Source organism: Pseudomonas sp. NBRC 111133 (genome assembly GCF_001320605.1).
GTDB lineage: Bacteria > Pseudomonadota > Gammaproteobacteria > Pseudomonadales > Pseudomonadaceae > Aquipseudomonas > Aquipseudomonas monteilii.
On sequence record NZ_BCBJ01000023.1, the window covers coordinates 98153 to 114531 of the forward strand.

The window sequence follows — 16379 nt, forward strand, 5'->3', positions numbered from 1 at the left end:
ACAGATCAATCCAGGTCACCGGGAGGCAGCATGAATGGGCAGCAAACTGAACAGGCGCAAGCCTGTGAGCACTGGGTCGAAACGCTTGACGACGGTTCAGCGGTGCTGATCCGCCCGCTGCGCGAGGAAGACCACGAACGGGACAAGCGCTTTCTGAGCACGATCGCCTACGAGGCCAGGCGCTTTCGCTTCATCGCCGGGCTCAGCGGCGCAATGCCCAGCCTCGACCCGCGGTGGATGCCGGTCGATCAGCACCAGCGCATGGCCTATGTCGCACTCGCCCACGTGGACGGTAAATTGCAACAGGTGGGCGTCAGCCGCTACGCCAGCATAGCGGGCAGCCTGAGCTGCGAATTTGCGGTGGCGGTCAGCGAAGACTGGCAGCGCAAAGGCCTGGGCAAACGCCTGTTGCAGCACCTGATCGAGGCGGCACGGCGCAATGGCTACCAGTGCATGGTCTCCCGGGACCTGGCAAACAACTACGCCATGCACCGGCTGACCAAGGCCCTAGGCTTCACCTCGCGCTACCTGGGCGGCGACGTCAGTGAAATTGTCCATGAGCTGGATCTCAGTGCCTGAACGACAAGGCCCTGACGGGCCTTGTGCGTTTACCCCTGGAAATGCTCGGGCGAAATTACCAGCACACTGTTGGACAACCGGTGCATGACCCGCTCCGCAGTGCTGCCAATGAACCAGCCGATACCATGGTGGTGATAACTGCCCATCACCAGCACGTCGATGTCATGGCTGTCCATGAACAATCCCAGGACCTTGGCCGGGTCGCCCATGTGCATGTGGCGGTGCTCGCTGGCGATACCATTGCGCTCGGCCAGCGCCTGGAAGGCCTCACTCTGGGCTTCGTGAAGGGTCTGGGCGAGGTTGGAGTCGAACACGAACGAATGCTCACGGCTGCCCCCGGCGTCAAGGTACATCGAACCCAGGTCGTAGACGTAGAGCAAGTCGATCTGAGCGTTGCACTGCAAGGCCAGTTTCAGTGCTTCACTGATGATCTGGTCATTGAAGCCTTCATACTGGTCCTCGGGCCTGGACAGGTCGACGGCCGCCAGTATCTTGCGGGGCAAGGCGTGGCTGGCTTTGTGCACCAGGTGCAACGGTATGCGCGTATCGCGCAACAGCTGGATATCCAGCGATGTGAACATGGCACGCATCCACCAGGGCTCGTGCTCGAACTCCTTGATCAGCATGGCGAAGGGTTGCTCGCGCAAATGCACCAGGATCTCGTTGAGCGGATGCAGCACCCAAACGACTTCGGTGGTGACCGTGACACCAGTGCGCCGCATCGGTTGCGCCTGGCTTTCCAGCCACTCGCGGTGCTGCCGCACATAGCCATCGCGCATCACCGCCAGGGCCTGGTCATTGACCAGGCCCGCCGTGGCCAGCCCCTCGACGTAGTCGAAAGCGACGATGTGCAAGGCCATGCCCTTGGCCTTGGCCAATGCTGCAGCGCGGTCATAGACCGGAGTTCGGCGCATCAGGGGCGATGCGATCATCAAGAGTCTTTGCGGGTTGTCCATGGCACACCTCTGCGGTTGGGAAGCGTGTATCGATCATCTGTCCCCGGCTCAGACGCGGCTTGATGTTTGTCAACTCACGCAGCGTGCGGACGATCGGTGATTCGAACCGCGCGAGAATTTGATGCGGATCAAGGATTGCTGGCAGATCCGGCGCACGCTGAGCCTATATCAAGAACCATCACGCAGTGCCTCGGGAGACGTGCCATGGCGCTCATGAAAGCGGCAGTTTTCGTTGAGAAGAACCGAATCGTGCTGGAAGACAAGCCCATCCCGGATATCGGCCCACTGGATGCACTGGTGAGAATCACCACCACAACGATCTGCGGCACCGATGTGCACATCCTGCGTGGCGAATATCCGGTGGCCAGGGGCCTGACCGTAGGCCACGAGCCGGTAGGCGTGATCGAGAAGCTCGGCTCGCAGGTTCAGGGCTTTCAGGAAGGCCAGCGGGTCATCGCCGGCGCCATCACCCCCAGCGGCCACAGCTATGCCTGCCTGTGTGGCTGCGCCTCCCAGGACGGCGCGGGCACCGTGCATGGTTTCAAGGCCATCGGCGGCTGGAAGTTCGGCAACCTTATCGATGGCTGCCAAGCCGAATACGTTCGCGTGCCGGACGCCATGGTCAACCTCTCCCCTATTCCCGACCGGCTCAGCGACGAGCAGGTACTGATGTGCCCGGACATCATGTCTACCGGTTTTTCCGGTGCCGAGCGCGGTGGCGTCAGCGTCGGCGACAGCGTGGCCGTGTTCGCCCTCGGCCCGATCGGCCTGTGCGCAGTCGCAGGGGCCAGACTGCTGGGCGCAACCACCATCATCGGTGTCGACACGGTCGCCGCGCGCATCAGCGTCGCACGTCAGTTGGGTGCCGACCACGTCATCGACTTTCAGCAAGGCAACGTGGTGGAGCAGATCATGGCGCTCACCGATGGCCGTGGCGTGGATGTCGCCATCGAAGCATTGGGCACTCAAGGCACCTTTGAATCGGCGCTGCGGGTGCTGCGCCCGGGCGGCACCTTGTCGAGCCTGGGCGTCTACAGCGCCGACCTCAGCATTCCCTTGGGCCCATTCGCCGCAGGTTTGGGCGACTACCGCATCGTGACGACCCTGTGCCCAGGCGGCAAAGAGCGCATGCGCCGGCTGATGGCGGTGGTCGCCAGTGGCCGCGTCGACGTTTCGCCACTGGTCACGCACCGTTTCCACCTCGATGACATCGAGGCCGCCTATGAACTGTTCGCCCACCAGCGCGACGGCGTAATGAAAGTGGCAATCACGCCCTGAGCAACGCCCCGCTGTCGGCAGGGACGCCTTCGTTTTGCACGGTCACGCAGTTGTCTTGCTCATGCAGGCTTTGGAGGCTCCAATGAACGTCTACGTCGAAAACAACATCGAACACAACCGCTGGTGGGTACGCCTGGATGACTGCCGGGTAAGCTTCACCTCGTCCGCTGAGGCCGAACAATTTGTCGAGCGATTGCTTGCCCGCCTCAACGCCCCCCACTCGTTCGACAAGCTGGCCAATTGCCCCCCCCGTAGCGGGTCGGCCGAAAGTCGATGCGCGAAGGAGGCCTGACGATGTCCGGGCAACTGAAGGTCATGCTGCTCGATCACTCCGATGCATTGCAGGCGGCAACCCCGATTCACCTGAGACCGCTGGCGACCCTGTGCAGGGATTGCCGCGTCAGCGGCCTGTGCCTGCCCACCGGCTTGCCCCTTCACGACAACAGCTGCCTGGGCGCCCTGATAGGTCCACGCATGCGTATTCGCAAAGGCGCCGCGCTGTTCAATGCCAATGACCCACTCACCACGCTCTATGCGGTGCGCTGCGGCAGCTTCAAGACCAGCCTCAACACCGTCGAAGGCCAGGGCGTGGTGATCAATTTCTGGATGCCGGGTGACGTGCTCGGCCTCGATGCCATTGCCACCGAGCACCATGTCTGCGACGCCATTGCCCTGGAAGACAGCGAAGTCTGCCCGGTGCCCTACCGCCGTCTGCAAACCCTGGCACGCGACTTTCCGGTTCTGCAGCAAAGCCTGAATCGCTTGATGAGCCGGGAGATCGTACGTGAACACGAGCGCGTGCTGATGCTGTGTAACCTCACCGCCGAGCAACGCCTGGCCAGCTTCCTGGTGGGGCTGTCCAGGCGCTTCGTCAGCCGCGGTTACTCTGCCCATGGCTTCGTGTTGCGCATGTCCCGTGAAGACATGGCCTCGTACCTGGGCCTGCGCCTGGAAACCGTTTGCCGTTCCGTCGCTCGCCTACGCGCACTGCGCATCGTCAGCCTTCACGGCAGGCTGGTCGAGATACTCGACATGCCTGCGCTGATGGCGCTCGAACAAGGCGTCAGTGACGGCGTACACAAGGACAACCCGAAGGCACCATGCTCGACACCGTGAATGTAGGCCATGGCGCCGTGGCCCTGGGCATCGGCATGCTGGTCGGGCTTGAGCGTGAACGCAAGAAAGGCCGAAACGAAGACCACGCAGCCGCCGGGCTCAGAACCTTTGCCATCACCGCCCTGCTGGGCTATGTCAGCATGTTGCTGGCGGGCGCGATGCTGGTCGGGGTGGCGAGCCTGGGCCTGGTGCTGATGCTTTGTATGCATTACCGCAAACATGCCGAGAAGGATCCAGAAGTCACCAGCGAGATCGCTCTGCTGCTAGTGCTGACGCTGGGCGCGCTGAGCCTCGATCAACCCGAACTCGCCACGGCAGCAGGCGTTGTACTGACTTTACTGTTAGCGCTGCGCCGTCAGCTGCATCATTTCGTGCTGCAGCAACTGAGCGAGCAGGAGCTGCGCGACGGCCTGATGTTACTGACGGTGGCACTAGTGGTGCTGCCGTTGACACCGGATCGCTTCGTCGGGCCCTACCAGGTACTCAACCCACGCACGATCTGCACACTGGTGGTCTTGCTGATGACCGTCGGCGCCTTGGGCCATATCGCCCTAAGGTTGCTGGGCCCCAGGTATGGCCTGCCCTTGAGCGCAATCGCATCGGGCTTTGCCTCCGGCTCGGCGACCATTGCGTTGCTGGCCCACCAGGCCAGGCAGCAAGGGACGGCAATCAGGCCTTATGCCGCTGCGGCCGTACTGTCCAACCTCGCAAGCATCAGCCAGTTCGCCCTGGTACTGGGTGTCGTCGACAGGCGCCTACTGAGCCCGTTCATGGTATCGATCGGGCTTGGCGTACTAGTTACCCTGACGTATGGGCTATTGCTGCTGGCCCCTTGGCGCACAGCCTCGGGCAATGCAACAGCGCATCAAAGCGAGGGAGCCTTCAGCCTCTGGACGGCCCTGATCATCACCCTTGCCCTGACCGGCATCGCACTGTTCTCGGCCTTTCTCCTGCAGCATCTGGGCCACAATGGTGTGAGCATCGCTGCCTTCGTCAGCGGGCTGGGGGATGCCCACGCGGCCACGGCTTCGGTGGCCGCGCTAGTGGTAGCCGGCCGGCTTGGGCTGGGCGATCTTGTCATTCCGGGCATGATGGCGTTGACGGCAAACACGCTAACCAAATGCGTGCTGGCGTTCAGCAATGGCGGCTACGGTTTTGCGCGATACCTCGTTCCGGCGCAGTTCGTGATTCTCAGTGCGATGTGGTTGGGATTGCTCGCATAAGATGTACAGGATGGCCAAGGCTTCAATTGGTTGACTGAACGTCTGCAATGCATCGAGAGTAGACATTCGCAGGATGGTCGCTGACCACCTCTGGATACTGCCCAAGCAACAAAAAAGATAGGACACCCGGTGGATGCCCCCAACCAGCCCTAGTGATTGTGGGCTCTTTTTGTCGGGTGAAGAAACGCTCGTACTCTTCAGAGATCTGAGACCGTTGAGCAGAAAAATCCACGGACGCTCATTGAAAGCCAGCGCCCAAAGTATGGGCTATGGTATGGGCTGAAAGCGACCATGCACAAAAAAGCCCTGAAAAATCAGGGCTTTATTGATAAATGGTGGCGGAAGCGTAGAGATTCGAACTCTAGGATAGTTGCCCATCGACGGTTTTCAAGACCGTGGTATAAGCGCCCAATCCATGCGGCATCAGGGGCAAATTCGATTCCAAAACAAAGACGAAACGGCACGGCTACAGGCCGCATACTGCAAGGGTCGCTATTTCAGTTTTGGAATCGATTTTCGCTTAGAAACTAGCTGATAAATCGCTATCCTCCAGGTTCCTCCTCACCTTGAAGGAATAGAAAATTGGACGTGAAGGCGCTTCAGATGCTTCTGCTACCGTGGCTTCGGGTCGAGACCTGGCACACACGTCACCCGAAAGATGACGAGCGCTTCCATAAGGCGCTCCATGAGGTGTTTGCGCAGCTTGGCTACTCGATCGCATATGAGCAGTTTTACGATGCCATTCGAGCCGTAATCGTCGAATTGACGCCAGGCCATGAGCTTTTCAGAGACAGGGACATCGAGCACTTCGCCCGGCGCGCAGAAGTGGTCGGCTCGTACCTGTATGACGTGCGCAACTGTCAGTAATGCAGCAGTAGCGTGATAATCTAGCATCAGGCCGCGCCGCAAGCGGCCTGTGCATCGAGCCTGTCTAAAACCGTTCGGCTAGTTTCGGCGACTTTCGCCCAGTAAAACCGGGAAGCTTTCGAGCGGTTTTAGACAGCAAAACCACCCTCCTCCGGCGTTCTGCCGACACCCCCCCTTTCCTGAAATAACACCATCTCGTCGCCCCGGGCTTGGCCGGTAGCGCTTGGCAATATACTGTATGCAAATACAGCATTCGTATAGGTGCCCCATGGACATCGACACAACCGGATTCGAGCACGGCATGCCGACTCAAGTCGAAATGCTCGAGCAGCAATCCCACCTCCTGATGGCCGAGAATGACGACCTAAGGGCACAGCTCGCCCAGGCACAGGCCAACATCACCAAGCTGGTCGATATCAATCAGGGGCTCAATTCACAGGTGGCCGCCGAGTCGCTGCGGGCTAACGGCACCCACGTTCGCCTGGTTCAAATCGGCAACCGCCTGCGCTGCAGCCATGGGATCGACATCACCCACTGGTTTACCGACTGACCTGAGCAGGCGGCGTCAGGGCGTCATACTCGCGCTCGCACTGCCGGCCGGCAGCCCTTGCCCGGTCAAGAGCTGCCGCCAGCTCTCCCGCTCGTTCGTCAGCCCGTGCGAGCAGGTCGGAGAGCACCATGGCGGCGCGGGTGGCTGTCTGGCCTCTGGCGACAGCGGCGGTATCCGTGCCGGTGCAACTGACGGTGGCGGCGAGCTTGCCGGCTTCGTCGCGCAACCGCTGACCAGCAGCATCGGCGTCAGCAGCGCCAGCATCAGCAATCGTTCTTTCTTCCTGTGCATGGGCTCTCGCCTCCTCCTGCGCCTCGGCGCGTCGTTGTTCTTCCTGCCGGGCGCCGCGCTCGCCGATCACCTCTGCCAGCCGGTCACCACTGTCACGTTGCGCTGACGCTTGGCCGGCAACCGCGCGCTCCACCGACCGGCCATGCTGGTAGGCGCCCCAGTAGGACGCCACCAAAAGGACCAAGGCTGCGGCCTTGACCCAGCCGTTCACGCCGCCATCTCCCCGCCGCAGGCGCTGAACATCGCCAGAAGCTGATCCTGTGGCTTGGCCTCAGCCGCCCGCTCCGCCTCGTAGATGCCCAGCAGCGCGGCCAGCTTGTGCTCGCGTTGGCCATAGCCGGCACCGGGCAGACTGGCCCAGATCGGCGCGGCATTGGCGATCGCTTCGGCAATCCGGCCGGCCTTGATGAGAGGCAGTGCGCCGCACTCCGTCAGCAACTTGACTGCAGCCAAGTCCTGGGCCTCGGGAATGAAACGCCCCTTGAACCCGTAGTTCTTCACGATGGCGTCCCAAGTGCCGGCGAGGAATTGGTACCGGCCGGCAGCGGAGCTGTAGATGCTGTACTTCGGCAGCCACACCATCACCTTCGGGTGCTTCCCGTAGTCGCTGAACAGCTTGCCGCCCACCAGGACGTTGTACCCGTCGTCACTGGCCTTGATAGTCGAAGTGCCTTCGGACCAGGCCAGCATGTCCAAGAAGGCAATCACGTTTACGCCGCCGGCATCTGCGGCAGAAATTCGGGCCATGGTTTTCTCCAAGCAAAAAGAAGCCCGCGCTAGGCGGGCATCGGGTGGTTGCGAATCACGTCAGGCAACAGGCGCTTCAGGCTCCGGCACCGGCTCAGCCGGATCTTTCGCGCTGATGGATACCTTGGCGGTGTAGTCCTTCAGCACCTGCGCGACACAGACCTGGGCGGCCGGGAACTGGGTCAGGATCTCGCGGGCACGGGCGTCAGCCTCCTCTTGGGTGGCGTAGCGGGTTTTGTTGGCAACTTCGTAGTCATTGCTCAGGTTGATGGCGACAAATGGCATGGGTTTTCTCCAGATAAAAAGAAGCCCGCTCGATGGCGGGCATTGGGTAGGTGTTGCGTTCAGGTTTTAGGGTGTTGCTGCTTGACCCGTTGCAGGGTCGTGTAGAAGGGTTCGGCCTTGGGCATCGCCCCTTGGTCCATGGCGTGCCAGAGCATGTCCAGCTGTTCCTCTATGGGCGGGTAACCTTCCCGGCGCGCCAGGTCGTAACTCACCTCGGGCGTGTAGGGCTCGAACTCGCCGTTGATGTATTTGAAGCGGCCGTGCGGGGCCGCCCCCAAGTGAAGCCGGCCACCTTGGGCGTGGTCATTCAGGTGCAGGCGCTGGGAGGTGCCCGCCTGAATGACCACGCCCTGCTGGTCGGTAACAAAATAGGAGACGACTTCATACGGGTCGTCCCTTTCCACGGTCGAACTGTTCATCGTTTGCATACCACCGCAAGGATCGAGGCGCCGTTGGTGTTGCCGGCGTGGTTTGAGGAAAGGGTGTAGGTGTGCGTGCCCGGCCCGGGGTAGTCCATCACTCCGCGACTGGCGAGCGTTGATTCCCGGGGCCGCTCCATCCAAAGCAGGACGCCGTTACGGGTCATGCTGATATCCGACTGGTAGGTTTGCGTCAGAGACCCCTGCAAGAAAACCGCATAGTTGCCATCCAACGTTACCGTCACGCTAACCGTGTTGGACCCTGCGAAAGCGCCTACCGGGATCGTCACCGCATTACCCCGGATGCGCAGCGTGTCCACCTCCGCCTCCCCAATCTTCACGGTGGTGATGGCACCGTTCGTGATCTTGGCGTTACCGATACTTGCGTCCCGGATATACGCATCACTGATGAACGTCTGGTTGCCGACCACGGCAAACGGGCTTGAAACTGCATCGCCAGAAGGGTTGAGAATCGCAAACCTGCTTGCCAGGATCGCGAACGTCGATTGCACCGCGCCTTTGGAGTTGTCGATGCTCAGGCCAAACCCGGCCACATGGCGGATGCCATTGGCGGTGATCTGAACCTTGATCACTTCCGAGGCGTTCGCCACGCCATTGAGCTGGTTGAGCGTCGTGCTGACTCGCTGTACAGACGCAGTCGTCTCCCCCAAGGTCGACTGCGTGGTCTGGATTTGCTCGCTCAGCGCCGAATCGGCGTTGGTCCGTGCCGTGATCTCGTTCTGAATCGCTGCCTGGGCGCCGCCTACCGATGCAGACAACACATCGATTCGCTGCGTCTCGGCAGAGAGCTTTTCACCCTGCTGGTTGACGGTGCTGGTCACACTACTGACAGCGTTCGCCGTGGCAGCTTCGGCCTCCGATACCCGGCGCGCCACGATATTGCACCACAGCGCCCGGCCGCTGCCGTCCGAAGGTTCCAGGCGGGTCACGAACCGTGCCGATACGGCGCCGGCCGGGGCGGTGATCCGACCGGCATAGGCTTTGAAAGAACCAAGCCCGGACACCACCGCAAAGGCGTCCAAGTAGCTGATGGCCGCGCCGGCCTTGTCGAAGAACTGCATTTGCATCCGGGCAATCTGCCCGCTGGTCATGTAGCCCGCGAAGATATCGGCCGACAGGTCGAACTGCTCGCCGCCCTTGGTCAACACGTTGCGCTCAAGGCCGCAGAAGCTGTTGCCATAGAACGCAATCGCTTTGCTGGCCGAGGGATGCGCCGAAACCCCGACAATCACTGGTCCAGCCGTCCAAGGATCTGAAACTCCGTCTTCGAACGCCCCCCGCAAAATGAGGTTATCTGGCTGCTGCCCCATGGAGGCCTTGATCTGGGTGATCGAGGTCGCCTGGCTATTCAACGTGGCCCCTTGCTGCGAGACCGTTGACCCCAGCGTCTGCAATGCAGACGCATCCGCTTTCAGCGCCACCTGACTGAGCGCCGCTTGGGCAGCGGTGGCCGCATCCGTGGCCACCTTGTCGGTCACCGCCACCCAGGTGGTACCATTCCAGCGCTTTGGCGTGTTCGCATTGCCAGTGGTGTCAATCCACAGGTTCTGGGCCAGCCGGTCCGCCACAGCCGGCGCGGTCGATTGATACAGTACCTTACCCTTGGCGCCGGCAGCATCGGCCGCCGCTTGGGCAGCCTGCTGCGCCGTAGCAACGTTGCCGTTGGTGGTTGCCAGACTGTTTTCCAGTGAGGTGGTTTTGCTCGATACGCTGGCCAAGTCGCTACCCTGCTGGGTGACCTTGGAACTGAGCAAGTCCACCGCCGCTGAAGTCGCCGCCTGCTGCAGCGCCACAACCTGCCCGTTGTCTCGCCAGCCGCTCGCGCGAGTACCCGCCTCCATCTGGTACTGGTCAGCCTCAATGAACCCGCTACTGACGTTAGCCCCACCGTAGACGACTACAGACGGGTACACGGAATCGGTGGCAGCATCCACCGTGAACGTATGGGTCAGGCGAACCCATGTGTCGCTGGCATCTGTCCTGGTCGACCCCCAAGAAGTGGTGTTCGAACCCGCAGCATTGACTCCATAGACCTGCAGCAGGATGCGTAAACCTGCGGTACCGCGCATGTATACAGAGGCCGTGTAGGTCTTGCCAGGGGTAACCTTGAACCGCCGGGTAGACTTCACGTAGACCCTGGCCCAGAGGCTGGGGCCCAGTCCCGTGACGTCAAGCCTCTGAGCTCGCCCAGGCGCTACAGTCGACGGAACCAAGCTTGGTGTTCTGGCCTCGCCGGTACCGTCGTACCACCACTCGTCTGCCACCCCTGGGGTTGTGCTCTCCTTCTCGAAAGATGAGTTGTACACCAGGTTCTCGCCGCCCACTTCACCAATGCTGTTGTTCAGCTCAGTTAGTTGGTTCGATGCGCTGGTGATCCCCGCTTCGTTCGCGCTGACGCGCCCGGCAAGTGCCGACGTAGCCTGGGCGTTGGCAGCGGTGTCAGCTTTCACCTGAGTCAGCGAAGCATCGATTCGGGTGATTGCCTGGCCGTCAGCAGTGATCTGCTGCCCCTGTTGCGTAACGGTGTTGGTCAGCGCCTGAACCGAGGAGGCCTCGGCTTTTGTCGCGACCTGGGACAACGCGGACTGAGCTGCAGCCGCAGCATCGGTCGCCACCTTGTCAGTAACCGCGACCCAGGCACTTCCGTTCCAGCGTTTCGGGTTGTTGGCATTAGCTGTGGTGTCAATCCACAGGTTTTGCGCCAAGCGGTCTGCGGTAGCCGGTACAGCCGACTGCACGATGACCTTACCCTTACTGCCTGCCAGATCGGAGGCCGCCTGAGCTGCCTGCTGAGCCGCTGAAACATTCCCGTTTGTGCTTGTCAGCCCCGACTGCAAGCTTGTAATCAAGGATGACTGCGATGCAAGACCTTGCTCATTCTGGGTCACGCGAGATGCCAGCGCGGTAGTAGCAGAGGCATTGCTGTCGATTTGCACCTGTTCGGTGACGTCCTCGATGATGAAGTAGTCGACCGAGACCTTGCCCCCAACGGCATCATAGCCAGTGATCAGCATTGGGGAGATCCAGGCAGTCCCCGTCTTCATGCGCTTCGGGTCAGTGATCGTCCCCGCTCCTGAGGCCCCGCTCTCTGAACCCACCGTATGCCCTTTGACATAGACAGTGACCTCTACCCAAGCACCTACCGGCAAGGCCACTGCCGTCATGAGCACGTAGTGAGACCCGGCGTGGGTGTTGGCGCCACTTGCGCTGATCCGGGTTGTCCCATCCTCGGCAAAAGCGTCGAGCCCCATATAAGTCCTGGCAGCCCCAGCGCCCTGGGACAATTGCTGGACCCTCCCGGAAAGCTTGTAGAGACGATCCGGCTCGAACCTAATCTTCCGAGACGACGCGACCCAGCAGTTGAGGTTGCCAGGCCCGCTATCGAGCGTCATGGTCGCGCCGCTGACGTTTCCAGCAGTTTTGTCGTATGTGATAGTCGTGCCGGGGTTCGTCACCGTCCGAACCCAACTATCGGATGCCATTTCACTGAAGACAGACTGGTAGACCTTCTCCGAATTACTCAGCACTCGACCCAAGCTGGCACCGATATTGGTCAGTGACTGCCCCTGGGCAGCCAGGTTAGTGCCCTGCTGGGTAACTGTGTTTGTCAACGCAGCTACGGTTGAAGCATCGGCCTTGGTCTGAACCTGATTCAAAGCACTGCTTGCCGCTGCTGCGGCGTCGGTTGCGACCTTGTCGGAAACGGCCTCCCAAGCCGACCCCGTCCAGCGCTTGGGCGTATTCGCATTTCCAGTCGTATCGATCCACAGGTTTTGTGCCAACCGATCAGCCGCCGACGGCGCGACAGACTGAACCAGCACCTTACCCTTGCCCCCGGCGAGCGCCGAAGCATCCTGCGCCGCCTGCTGGGCGGCAGTGACGTTCTGATTGGTCGTGGTGAGACTCGCCTGCAGCGCAGTCAGCGACTGGCCTTGGGCTGTAGAGGTCCCTTCTACATTGCTCACACGGTTGGTAAGCGTCTGAACTGCGCTCGCATCGGCCTTGGTTGCAACCTGATTAAGCGCAGATTGGGCAGCGGCGGCCGCATCCGTGGCCACCTTGTCGGTCACCGCCACCCAGGTGGTTCCGTTCCAGCGCTTTGGCGTGTTCGCGTTGCCAGTGGTGTCAATCCACAGGTTCTGGGCCAATCGGTCCGCCACAGCCGGCGCGGTCGATTGATACAGTACCTTCCCCTTGGTGCCGGCAGCATCGGCCGCCGCTTGGGCAGCCTGCTGCGCCGTAGCAACGTTGCCGTTGGTGGTTGCCAGACTGTTTTCCAGGCTGGTGGCCTTGCCCGACACGCTGATCAGGTCGGCGCCCTGCTGAGTCACCTTGGAATTCAACGCCTCCACCGCCGTCGCGGTCGCCGCCTGATTGCCACTGTTCACCTGGCCGTTGTCGCGCCATCCAGTGGCCAGCGTTCCTTCCTCGATCTGATATTGATCCCCCTCGATAAACCCAGCTGCAGCTGATGCGCCCCCGTACACCACAAACGCCGGGTAGACCACCGAGGTATTGGCATCAGGGGTGAACGTGACCGAAAGCCGCGCCCATGTTTCACTGGCATCGACGCGAACGCCCGCCCACGAGTTGCTGCTACTGCCCGCCTCGTTGACTCCGTACACCTGCGGCAGGATACGCAGACCGGCCGTGCCACGCATATACACCGAAGCGGTGTACGTCTTGCCAGGCACCACCTTGAACCGGCGGTTGGCCCGGCCATAAACCCGCGCCCAGCTGCTCGAAGTCAGTCCTGCCACGTCAAGGCGCTGAGCAAAACCCGGGGCCAGGGTGGAGCCAACCAGCGAAGGCGCCCGGTTAACCGGAGCGCTCGAACTGTCATACCACCAGCCGTCGGCAACCAGCGGTGTGGTGGGGTCCGGCATGTCGAACGACGGGTTGTAGACCAGGTTCTCGCCGCCCACCAACGGCAAGGCCGCATTGATTTTGGTAAGCGACTGCCCCTGCGCGCTGAGGTCCTGGCCGTGCTGGTTGACCTCATTGCTCAGGGCCTGGACGGTCGAGGCCTCGGCCTTCTTGGATACGCTGTCGGTCAGCGAGACGATGGCCGAACTCTGCGAGCTTAGCTGCTGATCCTGAGCCACGTCCTTTTGCTCGGTGGCCGTTACTCGGCTGGTCACCTGTTGCAGGGCCTGCGAGCTGGCTTTGCCGTCGATGCTGGTCTGCATCCCATCCATGCGGGTGGCCTGGGACGACAGTTTGCCCTCGGCCTCACTGACCCGGGTGGCCACGTTGTTGACCACGGTGGCATCGGCCTTCAAGGCGACCTGAGACAGCGCCGACTGGGCGGCGGTCGCCGCATCGGTAGCCGCCTTGTCCGTGACCGCCACCCAGGTGGTACCGTTCCAGCGCTTCGGCGTGTTGGCGTTGCCCGTGGTATCAATCCACAGGTTCTGCGCCAAACGGTCAGCAACGGCCGGGGCCGCTGCCTGGATGATCACCTTGCCCTTGCCACCCGCCAGCGTGTTCGCCGCATCAGCAGCTTGCTGGGCGGTGGCCACGTTCTGGTTGGTGGTGGTGAGGCTCGACTGCAAGCCACCGATCTGTGTCGCCTGTGCAGTGGTTTTGCCATCCAGCGTGGACACGTCGGTTTCGACCTTCGACACGCGCGAAGCCGTGCCGGCCGCCGTGACAATGGCCTGGCCAACGTCGGTCCAATAGGTCGCGTTCGGTGGCGGAGTGTTCTTCGGTACCGCTTTCAGCGCCTGATACAGCTTGCCGTCATCACCCAGCACCCCCTGATTGGTGCTATAGGTCTTGTCCTTGTTGTACGGCAACGAGCCGGCCAGTACAGATACCGAGTCGATTTTCTGCTGCAGGTCGGCCTTGGCAGCGTCAACCTCCCGATCCACCACCGCGATCTGCTGCTCGAGGGCAGATTTAGCGTCCGCGACATTCTGGTTTGTAGCAGTAATCTGCTGCTCCAGGTTGCCCTTGGTGCTGGCCAGCGCGTTATTGACCTCGCTGATCTGCTGAGCCAGCTCGGTCTTGGCGGTACCCACTCGCTCGTTCACCGAGCCAGGGCCATTGCCTTCGATAAGGTCGATCTTCTCGGTGAGCTGCTGACCCAGGTGGCTTTCGAGGATCTCGCCCTTGATGACCTCGAGCATCTGCGTGGGGTCATCTGATGTTGCGGCAGGCACGTACAGGAAATCGCTCTTCCCGTAGGCATTGGCCGAACGCACGTAGTAGAAGTACTGCTTGGCAAATGCCAATCCCGTGTGGGTGAAGGTCAGCCCCTGCCCCAAGTACACGGCATCAGCGATGGGCGCCTGGGGATTTGTCGCATGGAAGTACTCATAGGTCCCGCCGTTCAGGCTGTTCTGCCGGTTGACCGGTACCAGGGTAATGCTGTCCACCGAGGCGAAGTAATCGCAACTCTCTGGCACGGGCGGGCCGCCCACGTTCACGTTAATGCTCGCCTCGCCCGAGCGCGTGCCGGGGCCGAAGGCAATGACGCTCATGGCGTAGGTGCCAGAGGCCAGGCCATTGATGTTGCAGCTTGCGGCCTCCCCGCCCACCTTGAGCGACTGGACGACCTCAGTGCCCTTGCGGATCGTCACGGTGTAGCTCAGCACGGTCTGCGCCGGGGGCACCCAGCTGAGAACGCCTTGGATGATCTCGGCCACGCTGCTGGGCGTCCAGGCCAGGCCGGTGACAGCAGCCAGGCCGCCCACGGGCAGGTTGATGAACCCCAGCGGGTCGTAGGGCTGGCCCACAGCATCATCAAAGATGGCCTGCTCGTAGGGCTTGAGGGTCACTTTGCAGGCATCGGCAGCGCCCATGGTCCACTCCGTGACCATGAACTCGCCCAGAATGTTCAGCGAAGGCAGATCGACCTTGACTGCACGCCCCGGCCGGCAGTTGTAGCCGTTGAAGTTCAACGGCATGGATACAGAGCCGCCCGAGCGTCGGCGTCGTAGGCTGATGTTTGCGAGCCGCTGCGCCAGGTAGGCGTCTGTCACATAGGCAAACGACTGCGACTCAGCGAGCTCGCCACCGTCTGCGGTGATCCAGTCCTGAATCGCGACCTCCGGGTAGTCGGTCTCGGCCCAGGCCTGAGCAGGATCAACAAAGGTCCCGCGCATGGTGTTGATGGCATCGCTGTTGCTGACCTCGGTCGTACCTTCAACAGTGCCAATCACCATGTCTTCGTTGATGGTGAAGTCGGCTGGCCCGTAGTAGGCGCCCACCTGAAGCGACCAGCGCCCGCCAACCCGGATCAGCGTTCCCGCGCAGGCCGACAGCAGGTTATCCAGGACGGTATTGCGCTTCTCGTCAGCGCCAATGACGGCACCCGCAAAATAGCGAGGCGTCACCGTGCCGTCCGGCCCCACAACGGCCTCATCACTGAGGTTGGCCGCACTGGCGAAGGATTGGAAGATGATCTCGTCGTCAGGAATTCCGCAGCGGTTGCGCAGATACCAGAGGATTAGCAGTGCTGTGTTGGCCGAATAGCCGGAATTCCCGTTGCGGGGGTCATAAATGTCGCTGCGCCCACGAACCACGAAACGCACATCCGGGATGCCCGACGGAAACTTCTCGGCGTCGTACTTGAACGACAGCCGCACAAACGACAGGCCCCGGCCAATCTGCTCTTGGCGCCAGTCTGGGCAGTTGGCCAGAAGGAAGGCGTTCACCTGGGCCGGGTCAATGATCACCTCGGACGTGGCATTCTCCCCCAGCTCAGACAGTGGGCGCTCATCCACGTAGATCTGATCGACACCCGCGATAGCGCCCTCGGACAGTACGTAGACGATGTGAAGCCACTCGCCACTGGTCTGGTCGCCCGACTGTTCCTGGACCCAGGCGAGCACACCGCCGGTGCTGGCCCGACCGAGAATGAAGCGCACCGGGGCTTTCGACGAGCGAACGGTCTGAGAGCTTGGTTCGGAGCTTGGGCCGCCAGAAATCTTTGCCGCACCAGTCAGGCCCGCAAAGACTCCTTGCACACCACCAAACACATCCTTGAACGCGCCCACCGGGTCGTACATCGCCTTGATCGGCGCAGTGACGAGCTTGACGA

13 protein-coding genes are annotated in these 16379 nt (G+C 61.6%); 7 read left to right on the plus strand and 6 right to left on the minus strand.

The features are described from left to right. Positions 1-30: 30 nt before the first annotated feature. Positions 31-579, plus strand: a complete 549-nt coding sequence (locus APH36_RS04730; RefSeq protein WP_060497683.1) for a GNAT family N-acetyltransferase — start codon at positions 31-33, stop codon at positions 577-579. Between the two features lie 29 nt (positions 580-608). On the opposite strand, the gene APH36_RS04735 is transcribed toward APH36_RS04730, so the two are convergent. Next, positions 609-1535 carry a universal stress protein gene (locus tag APH36_RS04735; RefSeq protein WP_060497684.1) on the minus strand — a complete coding sequence of 309 codons (927 nt, stop codon included), beginning with the start codon at positions 1533-1535 and terminating at the stop codon, positions 609-611. A gap of 204 nt (positions 1536-1739) precedes the next feature. Here APH36_RS04735 and APH36_RS04740 point away from each other — a divergent pair, with 204 nt between their 5' ends. From APH36_RS04740 to APH36_RS04765, 6 genes are all read left to right on the plus strand, one after another. Then, positions 1740-2813 (plus strand): NAD(P)-dependent alcohol dehydrogenase, encoded by a 1074-nt coding sequence (locus APH36_RS04740; RefSeq protein WP_060497685.1) that lies wholly within the window; start codon positions 1740-1742, stop codon positions 2811-2813. 82 nt (positions 2814-2895) lie between these two features. Beyond that, positions 2896-3105, plus strand: coding sequence for a hypothetical protein (locus tag APH36_RS04745; RefSeq protein WP_060497686.1), 210 nt, complete (start codon positions 2896-2898; stop codon positions 3103-3105). A 2-nt stretch (positions 3106-3107) separates the two neighbouring features. Beyond that, positions 3108-3929, plus strand: coding sequence for a helix-turn-helix domain-containing protein (locus APH36_RS04750; RefSeq protein ID WP_060497687.1), 822 nt, complete (start codon positions 3108-3110; stop codon positions 3927-3929). Continuing rightward, positions 3914-5152: a DUF4010 domain-containing protein gene (locus APH36_RS04755; RefSeq protein ID WP_060497688.1), complete on the plus strand. Its 1239-nt coding sequence runs from the start codon at positions 3914-3916 to the stop codon at positions 5150-5152. The genes APH36_RS04750 and APH36_RS04755 overlap by 16 nt, the downstream gene beginning before the upstream one ends. A 582-nt stretch (positions 5153-5734) precedes the next feature. After that, positions 5735-6019, plus strand: a complete 285-nt coding sequence (locus APH36_RS04760) for a hypothetical protein (RefSeq protein WP_060497689.1) — start codon at positions 5735-5737, stop codon at positions 6017-6019. A gap of 268 nt (positions 6020-6287) precedes the next feature. Beyond that, complete coding sequence (locus APH36_RS04765) at positions 6288-6569, plus strand: hypothetical protein (RefSeq protein WP_060497690.1); 282 nt, start codon at positions 6288-6290, stop codon at positions 6567-6569. Here the strand turns inward: APH36_RS04765 and APH36_RS04770 are convergent. The 5 genes from APH36_RS04770 to APH36_RS04790 are packed head-to-tail and all read right to left on the minus strand — an operon-like array spanning position 6559 to position 16347. Next, positions 6559-7071, minus strand: coding sequence for a DUF2514 domain-containing protein (locus APH36_RS04770; protein ID WP_060497691.1), 513 nt, complete (start codon positions 7069-7071; stop codon positions 6559-6561). The two genes, APH36_RS04765 and APH36_RS04770, sit on opposite strands and share 11 nt — an antisense overlap. Next, on the minus strand, positions 7068-7607 hold the full coding sequence (locus APH36_RS04775; RefSeq protein ID WP_060497692.1) for a glycoside hydrolase family protein: 540 nt from the start codon (positions 7605-7607) through the stop codon (positions 7068-7070). Before APH36_RS04775 ends, APH36_RS04770 begins: the two co-directional genes overlap by 4 nt. 60 nt (positions 7608-7667) lie before the next feature. Further along, a complete protein-coding gene (locus APH36_RS04780) occupies positions 7668-7892 on the minus strand; it encodes a hypothetical protein (protein ID WP_060497693.1) in 225 nt (74 codons plus the stop codon). Positions 7893-7951: 59 nt separating this feature from the next. Further along, on the minus strand, positions 7952-8311 hold the full coding sequence (locus APH36_RS04785; RefSeq protein ID WP_060497694.1) for a hypothetical protein: 360 nt from the start codon (positions 8309-8311) through the stop codon (positions 7952-7954). After that, on the minus strand, positions 8308-16347 hold the full coding sequence (locus tag APH36_RS04790; protein WP_256219101.1) for a carbohydrate binding domain-containing protein: 8040 nt from the start codon (positions 16345-16347) through the stop codon (positions 8308-8310). Before APH36_RS04790 ends, APH36_RS04785 begins: the two co-directional genes overlap by 4 nt. Between the last annotated feature and the right edge of the window lie 32 nt (positions 16348-16379).